Here is an 8091-nt window from a genome sequence, read left to right as displayed (position 1 = left end):
ACACCGGAAGGACAAACCCACACCGACCTAAGAATCACCGCACGGGGTGGATACATTTATCCGGCCACCAACGGATACTTCAACTTGGCCATTGACACCTGCAGTACCTGGAATCATCGATCAGCAACAGAACATGGCCTCCCAGTACAACGCCGTTATCGCCGACCCGAACGCCGTGCAGCGACCGGAGCCTGAAAAGTGAGGTCATGGCTTTTTCTAATCGGCCTGATAACGGCAGCATTGATAGCCGGCTGCACTGCTCAACCAAACCCGACGGCCGACAAACTGCCCGACCGCTGGCCCGCCACCTTGTCGGACTTCCACTACGTCTGGACCGCCGAACCGGGCATTGACCTTCAAGCTGGCCCCGCCGTCGTCGCGCGAGCCTATACCGAGTCCTACCTAGTCGCGTCTTTCGGCGGCAGTTTGGACTACCTATACCCGGGTTTCGATCGTGCGGTCGACAAAAATCAACCCGTTGGCTCCGCTCCGCGTTCGACAATCGCCCTCTGGCCCGAGCCTGACCCCGACCCCACTCCCAGAGTGGGCACTGCTCAGGAGCACATCCTGCGTATCGACCAGACCGGACGCGATGTCGCGGTCATATCTTGCTACTGGACCGTCGGAACGGCCCTAGCGCAGCCGAATGCCCAATACCGGATCAAAGGCAACCCGCCGCCGTATACCGGCGTTTACGTCAACCGAGTCGACCTGCAGACGCCCCCTGCACCGCAGGTCTTACCACCACAACGCGGGCCGTCGAACTATCCGTTTATCGATATCTTCGGCCAATGGCGGGTAATCGGGAGTCTCCATCCGGCGGGTTCGACGGACCTCCAATCGGAGTGGCCGGAGTACACCCAGGACCTCGACGCCTGTACAACGAAATCGCCCGAGCCGCTCGACCGCCGCGAATATCTCACTTCAGCGGACCGCCCACGCTCGGACTTCCCGACCCTCCCCGCCTCACCCGGCTGGCCTGCCCAGAGTCAGTAGCGACCTACAGGTCGACGTTCACACCGTCGGCCTGGTCGCCGATCGCCTTAAGCTTCTGCGCCGCTTGCTCTTCCATGAAGGCGAACATGTCCGCTGAGCCGTGCATGGCAGTGGCCTGATCATCGATAGCCTTCGTGTGCTTGTCGGCGATCTGCTGCCACTCGCTGGCCATGCCAACCAGTGCGTCCGCGGACGAACCGACCGAGCCTGATTCGGAATCACTGAGATCGATCATCGACTGACGATGCGAAGTCGACAGGTTGGTCGCCTGCTCGGCAACCGTAGAACCAGCACGTTTCAGCGCGTCCACGTCCACTTTGAATATGTCGCCCACGGCCCCTCCTGCTCAGCAGATCAACTGTGCAGTGATTCTAGGTTGAGGCTGGCACTAGCAGTAGTCACCTTTGTGCGCGCAACTACGGGCGCATCTCATAGGCCCCGTCGTAGGCCTTGACCTGCTCCCATACCCGGCCGAACCGCTCGGCGTCGACAGCCGGCTTACGCACCGCGGCGAGCGCCCAGTCCTGTTGCGCCTGAGTCGAACTCGGCTTGCCATGCAAGGCAACAGCGTAGGAAGAGAAGTCCCGGATCTGGAAGTCGAAGATCTGGTCGACAAGATCGCGATCCAGTCCGATGAGCTCAGCTTGTTCCAGAATCAACTGACCGTAGACAACGAGGGTGAACAGATGCCCGACTACCAGTACGAAGTCGAGGTCGGCCTGCTGATCGGCGTCCGGCGCGGCGACCGTAAGCAGCTCACGTAATGCCAGCACCTGGTCGTAGAACCGGGCCACATTCGGTATGTCCGAATGCTTTTCGTAAACCGGCGCCCAGTCCGCGAACTGCACCTTGGAGGCGCCCCGCGCCGGACCTTGGCCCCAGAAGAACACGTCGTCGGCCGGATCGTCGCGGGTACCTATCGCCGGATACTCGGCCGGGTTGAACATGTAGTTCGGCATGAACTTCAGGATCTGCGCGACGTTGACGTGCACGGTGCCCTCCAGGCGGGGCAGGCAACCGATGAGTCGAGCGACCTCACTGAAATAAGTGTTCTTCTCAAAACTCTTGGCTGCCAGAACATCTTGCAGCAGAGTGACAACGACTTCGCCTTCGGACGTGACCTTCGACTTCGTCACCGGATTGAACAGAAGGTAGCGACGATCTTCCCGGCTGGCGCTCCGGAAATAATCAATTGCCCTGTCGCTGAACAACTTCATCGCGATCAGCCGGGCGTAGGCATCGACGAAACTCGCCCGCACATGCGGGAAATCGGTCACGGGGTTGCCGTAGAGGATCCTGTTGTTCGCATGCGTGATCGCCTCGTAGAAGGCGTGTTCGCACATGCCGATCGACCCGCTACACAGATTGAACTTGCCGACGTTGACAGTGTTGAGTGCCGCCGAGAACGCATCGGGGCCGGTGTCGAGGATATCTTCTTCGCGCACCGGATAGCCGTCGAGCCGGAAGTTGCTCACATACATCTGGCCGTGCACGACGTTGCCGATCAATTCGTAGTTCTCGTGGGAACTGTCGGCGACGAACCACACGTAGCCGTCAGCGCCCTCGACATCGGTGCGGCGGGAGAACACCGAAACCATCCCTGCCACATTGCCGTTGCCGATGTAGTACTTCTCCCCCGACGCCCGGAACGCGATCCCCTGTTCCGAGGAGGGCGTGAGCAGCATGTCGGTGTTGTAGATGTCGGCGCCATGGTCACGTTCGGAGAGCGCGAACGCCATCACCCCGCCCGCCTCCAGTTGGTCAGCAGCCCGCCGCATGGCCTCCTTGTTATTGCTCTGCCAGATCGGCCCGAGCCCCAGGATGGTGACCTGCTCGGCGTACCAATAGGCCAAGCCGTAGAACCCGAAGATTTCACTCAGCGCGGCATTGCGCGAGGTGTCCCAGCGCTTGTTCGGGTCGCCGTCGGCATATTCGGACGGGGTCAGGAAGGTCGCGAAGATGCGCTCGTGCTTGATGAACTCCAGGAAGTCCGTCACCCACGCCGCTTCCAGGTCATCCTGGAGTAGCTTCGTCTTGCCGCGCGCTTCGAACCATTCGATCAGGGCTTTGAGCTGGCGTCGTGTCTCGGCGTCGAACTGCTGTGGGTCGTGGGTGTTCGGATTGAGCAGCAGTCCGCTGGAGTTGGCCATGACCCGAATCTAGCTGCCGCTTCGCGGGCAACCTCACATCTTCATAAACATCAATGGCCACGGGTTTAACTCGCGTCACACGCTGGGTACCTTGGACCACACGGCTTAGGGAGATTTAGTGCGGGTATCGGAGAAGACACGACTTGCGTTCGCAAGCGCTGCACTGGTGGCTGCGGCCGCATTGGCCGGCTGCAGCAACACCACCGACGGCACCGCATCTTGCCCGGGTTGCGGCACCCAGGCAGAGCCTGATTTCCCGACGCCGCGCCCGTCGCTGTCGACGCCGACCGCCGCGCCCGCGAACCCGCTGCCACCGCCGTCGCCGTCGACCCCCGTCGCCGCTCCGCCTGTCGGAACCCTGCCCCCCAACGACCAGGGCTACGTCTACATCGAGACCAAATCAGGCAAGACCCGTTGCCAGCTCAACAGCGAGGCCGTCGGCTGTGAAACCGAGTTCAAGAATTCCCCGACCATCGACGGTGAACAGGCCAACGGCGTCAGCATCACCTCCAGCGGAAACATGAAGTGGGTTGTCGGCAATCTCGGCAACATCCCAGTGGTCACGTTGGACTACCAAACCTACGAAGCACAGGGTTGGACCATCGCCGCCGAGGAAGCGGGCACCAGGTTCACCAACGACAGGACGGGTCACGGAATGTTCGTTCGGGTCGAAGGCGTGGAATCGTTCTAGCGCGCCGCCCGGCGACCGATGCGGGCGAGGAACGAGTCCGCTGAGGAGCCGAGCAATCCGGCCTAAGCTGACTGCGTGGATTTCCGGGTATTCGTCGAACCTCAGCAGGGCGCCTCGTACGCCGACCAACTAGCCGTCGCCAAAGCAGCTGAATCGCTGGGCTATTCAGCATTCTTCCGCTCCGACCACTACCTCGCGATGAGCGGCGACGGACTGCCGGGGCCGACGGATTCCTGGGTGACTCTCGGCGGCATTGCCCGGGAGACGACGAGTATCCGGCTGGGCACCATGGTGACCTCGGCCACATTCCGCCATCCCGGACCGCTAGCCATCTCGGTGGCTCAGGTCGACGAAATGAGCGGTGGCCGAGTCGATCTCGGTATCGGTGCGGGTTGGTTCGACGAAGAACACGCCGCCTACGCCATCCCGTTTCCGGCGCTGCGCGAGCGGTTCGAGCGGCTGACCGAACAGCTCGAGATCCTGACCGGTCTGTGGTCGACGCCCGAAGGCCAGAAGTTCGATTACACCGGCAAGCACTACTCGATCGTCGATTCGCCGGCGCTTCCCAAGCCCGCGCAGCGGCCGTACCCGCCGATCATCATCGGGGGCCAGGGCGCCAAACGGACGCCCGCCCTCGCGGCGGGATTCGCCACGGAGTTCAACATCCCGTTCTCGGGTCTCGACGTCATCAAGACGCAGTACGAGCGGGTCGCCACCGCGGTCTCGGATGCCGGACGATCGGCGGATTCGATGACGTACTCGGCTTGTTTCGTGCTGTGCGCGGGCCGCGATGATGCGGAGGTCGCGCGACGCGCCGCGACGATCGGCCGGGAGGTCGACGAACTGCAGACCAACACCCCGCTGGTCGGGACACCCGCAGAGATTGTCGACAAGCTGGGCATGTTCGGCGACGCCGGCGTGCAGCGCGTTTATCTGCAGGTGCTGGATATGGCCGACCTCGATCACCTCGAGCTCTTCGCCGACGGCGTGGTGAAACAACTGGGCTAACCGCGCATCTCCCGCATCTGCGCAGGCGGCACCGCTAAAATCAGTAGCTGTGGCGAAATACGATCCCCCTGAGGCTGCCGGTTTCTTCACCGGCAGCCGCTATGAGGACGACGTTTCCGCCGATCCATCCGCCGGTGAGAGGCCGTCTCGCGACGACCTAGCCGGTACAAAAACCGGCGCTGGCACGGCTGAACAGAGCCAAGCGTCCACCGCATTCTTCTCCGACGAGCGGTATACGAGCAGCCCAACGGGCTTTTTCGGGAGTGCCACGTTCGAAACGGCACCGACCTACGAAGAACCTCCCGCCGTAGATGAGGCGCCACCGCCGCCACCGGCGCCACCACTTGCGCATGTCGAGGCACCCGAACCGGAGCCCACTGCGCAGGCGTCGGCGTATGTCTTCCAAACGCCGACGGCCCCGGTGATCGAAGACCCTGTCTTCGGCGGCGTGCCCGACGAGGAAGTCCCGCCTCTCCAGGACTTCTTCTTCCGCGACACCAGCCCGAAACGCGACACCTCCGACAACCCGTACGACGACGACTCCCCGACCGACCCGACACTGCGCGCCGTAGGCACGTCTGGCCGCGAGCCCTGGCGCGAACCGCCGCCGTTCACGCCGCCACGGCCATACGACGATTTCGATCCGTTCGCGCCGGGTGCCTATCGGGCCGAAGCACCTTGGTATCGAACACGATCCGCAATCATCGCGATGGGCGCCATCGGGCTTGCCGTCATCGCCATGATCATCGCCGCCGTGCTGCTGGTGTCCGGTAGCTGGAACAGTTCCGACGAGCCGACGACGGACACCTCGACGACTCTCGCCACCACGTCGGCCACCCCGACGACGACGGCGTCGGCGATTGAACCGCCACCGCCACCTCCACCACCGCCACCTCCACCGCCTCCCCCGGAGACCGGCAACTCGCGGCCTTACTACCCGCAATACCCGCAGAACAACGGCAACGACCGGCCGAATGTCACCACGCCGCAGACCCGCGGACCGGACATTGTCGTGCGGCCGTCGCATCGCCCGGCTTTCCCCGGTCAGCCCGGCCAGCAATGACCCGCGTTACTATCGATCCCCGTGGCGCAGAACGGAAACCCCGACGACCCGGATATCTACGGTGAGCCGACCCAGTACGCCAACTACGGCAGTACCGGTGGCCAGGCGTACAGCGAGACTCCGCAGCAGCCTGATTACGGCCAGACCGGCTACGGCTACCAGCCGGAATACGGCACCGGCCCAGTCCCCGCGCCACCGACACCGTGGTACCGCAAGCCGGCCGCACTGGTCGGGCTCGGCGCGGTCGCGGTCATCATCCTGGCGCTCGCGGTCTACGCGATCATCTCGTTGACCAGCGGTTCGTCGAGCACCACCGGCACCAGCAGCACCACCACATCTGCAACCTCCAGCACCACGGCGGCGACGTCGGCGTCCGATTCCGGTACGGCGCCAGTGGCACCTGGACCCGGCTCGACAGAGACGGTCACGGAATCGCCGGCCAGTACCACCACCGAGGCGCCGTCGGAGACCACCACCACCACCACCACCGAGCCGACCACGACAACCACCACGACTACGACGACGCCTCCGACGACCAGCACCAGCACGGTCACCGAGACGGTTACGGTCTCGCCGTCGCGCCGGTTCCCGACACTCTTCCCGCAGCCCGGTTCCGGTGGCGGAGGTCAGTAAACAGGGTTGATCAGTAGCCGCGCGACGCGTATTGCGCCACCAGTGCCTCGGCACTGCGTACCGCGGCGCGGCAGGCCCGTGTCGTGAACGGGTCGTTGAGCGGATGTTCGGCACGCCGCCGCCAGCGCTGCGCCGCGGCGAACGCCGCTCGCGGACCGTCGTAGGGCTCCTCGGGCGTCAGGCCCAGCCGGCTGGCGGTGTCCGTCCCCGAGCCGCCGATGATCCGTCTCAGCGAGGCGATCTCGTCATCGTTGAACGTCGTTGGCCGCGAACGCAATTGACTCAGCAGGCGGAGCTCTTCGAACGCGTGAGTATCGGCAAGCAGTGGATCGATATCGGCGATAATGTACGGCGTCGCCCGAATCGGGTTCAACTCCACGAACCGCCGTAGCGATAGCAACGCGGTGTGCGCCTTGAGTAGTTCGGAGCGTTGGGCGAACTGCTGGTCGATGACATCGCGCAACGCCACCAACCCGCTGCGTTCCAGCAGCTCCTCGGCCAACGCCACCGAGTCACCGATCCCCGAGCGCAGCACCGCGATAGAGATGCGGATACCGAACATGCCGAACCGGTCGAGAAGCTGCGCGCGCGTGGGCGCGTCGACCGGCAACGTGCTGTCCTCGCGCACGAACCGGTCCACGCTGAGCATCGCCTTGTTGAGCTCGGCGGCATCGACACCCGCGAGCTTCTCGAGCGCGACGAATTCGCTCTGCCGTAGCGTCCGCGCGGTCAATGCCAGCAGGCCCGAAACAGGCACCACCGCCTGGCAGATGCCCGTCTTGTCCATTTCGCTGGTGAATCGTTTGGCCACGTCGTTCGCCGACAGCATGGCATCGAGGCGGCCGGCCCCGATCTCGTCGGCCCGCGACGCCACCCCGATCACACCCAGCGCGCCCGACGCCCCGCCGACCAGCTCGCCGATCTGCTTGAGCAGCGCGATATCCGCCGCATTGAGCGTGCGCAGCAGGAAGACCACCGCATCCACTCGGGGCACTCCGTCCTCGGGCACCAACAGCCGCAGGGTGCGCTCGGAGACATCACGCGACAGCGATGACGTTCCAGGTGTGTCGATGATCGTGGCGTCGATCAGTTCGGTAGCGGGCCACTCGACGTCGAGGCCGGCGACATCGTTGGGATCCAGCGAGCCGAAGTCGAACGTCAGTCCGCCGCCTTCACGGGTGATCGGCACGTAGCTGCGGCGCCCGCCGTAGTGATTGGCGGTCACCTTCGGCGTCGGGCCGTGCCGGAACCAGGTGACGATCCTGGTGGCCTCGGTCGCATCGGTGGGAGCGATGTTCTCGCCGACCAGCGCATTGACCAGCGTCGATTTGCCGGCCTTGAGCGTGCCCGCGAGCGCGATGCGAATCGGCTGGTTCAGCCGCCAGCCGATTGCCTCCAGCTCGTTGAAGACATCCGGGCGCTCCCGAAACGCGGGTTCACCCTGGTAGGCGCGGATGGTGCCGCCGAGAATGGCGCGGACCTGATCGCTCGTGCTCATTGACCGTGGAGTTTACGGCCCGCACCTTGCTGCAGCCTCCAAGTAGTATCGG

At 64.0% G+C, this 8091-nt stretch carries 8 protein-coding genes; 5 read left to right on the top strand and 3 right to left on the bottom strand.

Going from position 1 to position 8091, the window contains the following annotated elements:
- The first annotated feature begins 543 nt into the window (after positions 1-543).
- A complete protein-coding gene (locus tag H7J73_RS20500) occupies positions 544-996 on the top strand; it encodes a hypothetical protein (RefSeq protein ID WP_264069469.1) in 453 nt (150 codons plus the stop codon).
- Between the two features lie 4 nt (positions 997-1000).
- Here H7J73_RS20500 and H7J73_RS20495 read toward each other — a convergent pair whose 3' ends face one another.
- Both H7J73_RS20495 and H7J73_RS20490 read right to left on the bottom strand, forming a co-directional pair.
- Positions 1001-1330 (bottom strand): WXG100 family type VII secretion target, encoded by a 330-nt coding sequence (locus H7J73_RS20495; protein WP_264069468.1) that lies wholly within the window; start codon positions 1328-1330, stop codon positions 1001-1003.
- Between the two features lie 82 nt (positions 1331-1412).
- Entirely contained in the window at positions 1413-3146 is a 1734-nt protein-coding gene (locus tag H7J73_RS20490; protein ID WP_264069467.1) for an acyl-CoA dehydrogenase family protein, read from the bottom strand.
- Between the two features lie 118 nt (positions 3147-3264).
- Between H7J73_RS20490 and H7J73_RS20485 the strand changes: the two genes are divergently transcribed.
- From H7J73_RS20485 to H7J73_RS20470, 4 genes are all read left to right on the top strand, one after another.
- On the top strand, positions 3265-3837 hold the full coding sequence (locus H7J73_RS20485; RefSeq protein ID WP_264069466.1) for a hypothetical protein: 573 nt from the start codon (positions 3265-3267) through the stop codon (positions 3835-3837).
- Between the two features lie 75 nt (positions 3838-3912).
- On the top strand, positions 3913-4845 hold the full coding sequence (locus tag H7J73_RS20480) for an LLM class F420-dependent oxidoreductase (protein WP_264069465.1): 933 nt from the start codon (positions 3913-3915) through the stop codon (positions 4843-4845).
- A gap of 49 nt (positions 4846-4894) precedes the next feature.
- Positions 4895-5908 carry a hypothetical protein gene (locus tag H7J73_RS20475; protein ID WP_264069464.1) on the top strand — a complete coding sequence of 338 codons (1014 nt, stop codon included), beginning with the start codon at positions 4895-4897 and terminating at the stop codon, positions 5906-5908.
- Positions 5909-5929: 21 nt separating this feature from the next.
- Positions 5930-6541, top strand: coding sequence for a hypothetical protein (locus H7J73_RS20470; RefSeq protein ID WP_264069463.1), 612 nt, complete (start codon positions 5930-5932; stop codon positions 6539-6541).
- A 10-nt stretch (positions 6542-6551) separates the two neighbouring features.
- Here H7J73_RS20470 and H7J73_RS20465 read toward each other — a convergent pair whose 3' ends face one another.
- Positions 6552-8039, bottom strand: a complete 1488-nt coding sequence (locus tag H7J73_RS20465; RefSeq protein WP_264069462.1) for a dynamin family protein — start codon at positions 8037-8039, stop codon at positions 6552-6554.
- Between the last annotated feature and the right edge of the window lie 52 nt (positions 8040-8091).

Source organism: Mycolicibacterium komossense (assembly GCF_025822605.1).
GTDB lineage: Bacteria > Actinomycetota > Actinomycetes > Mycobacteriales > Mycobacteriaceae > Mycobacterium > Mycobacterium komossense.
The sequence above is the reverse complement of the archived record's forward strand: the minus strand, read 5'-3'. Positions and strand labels throughout refer to the sequence as shown.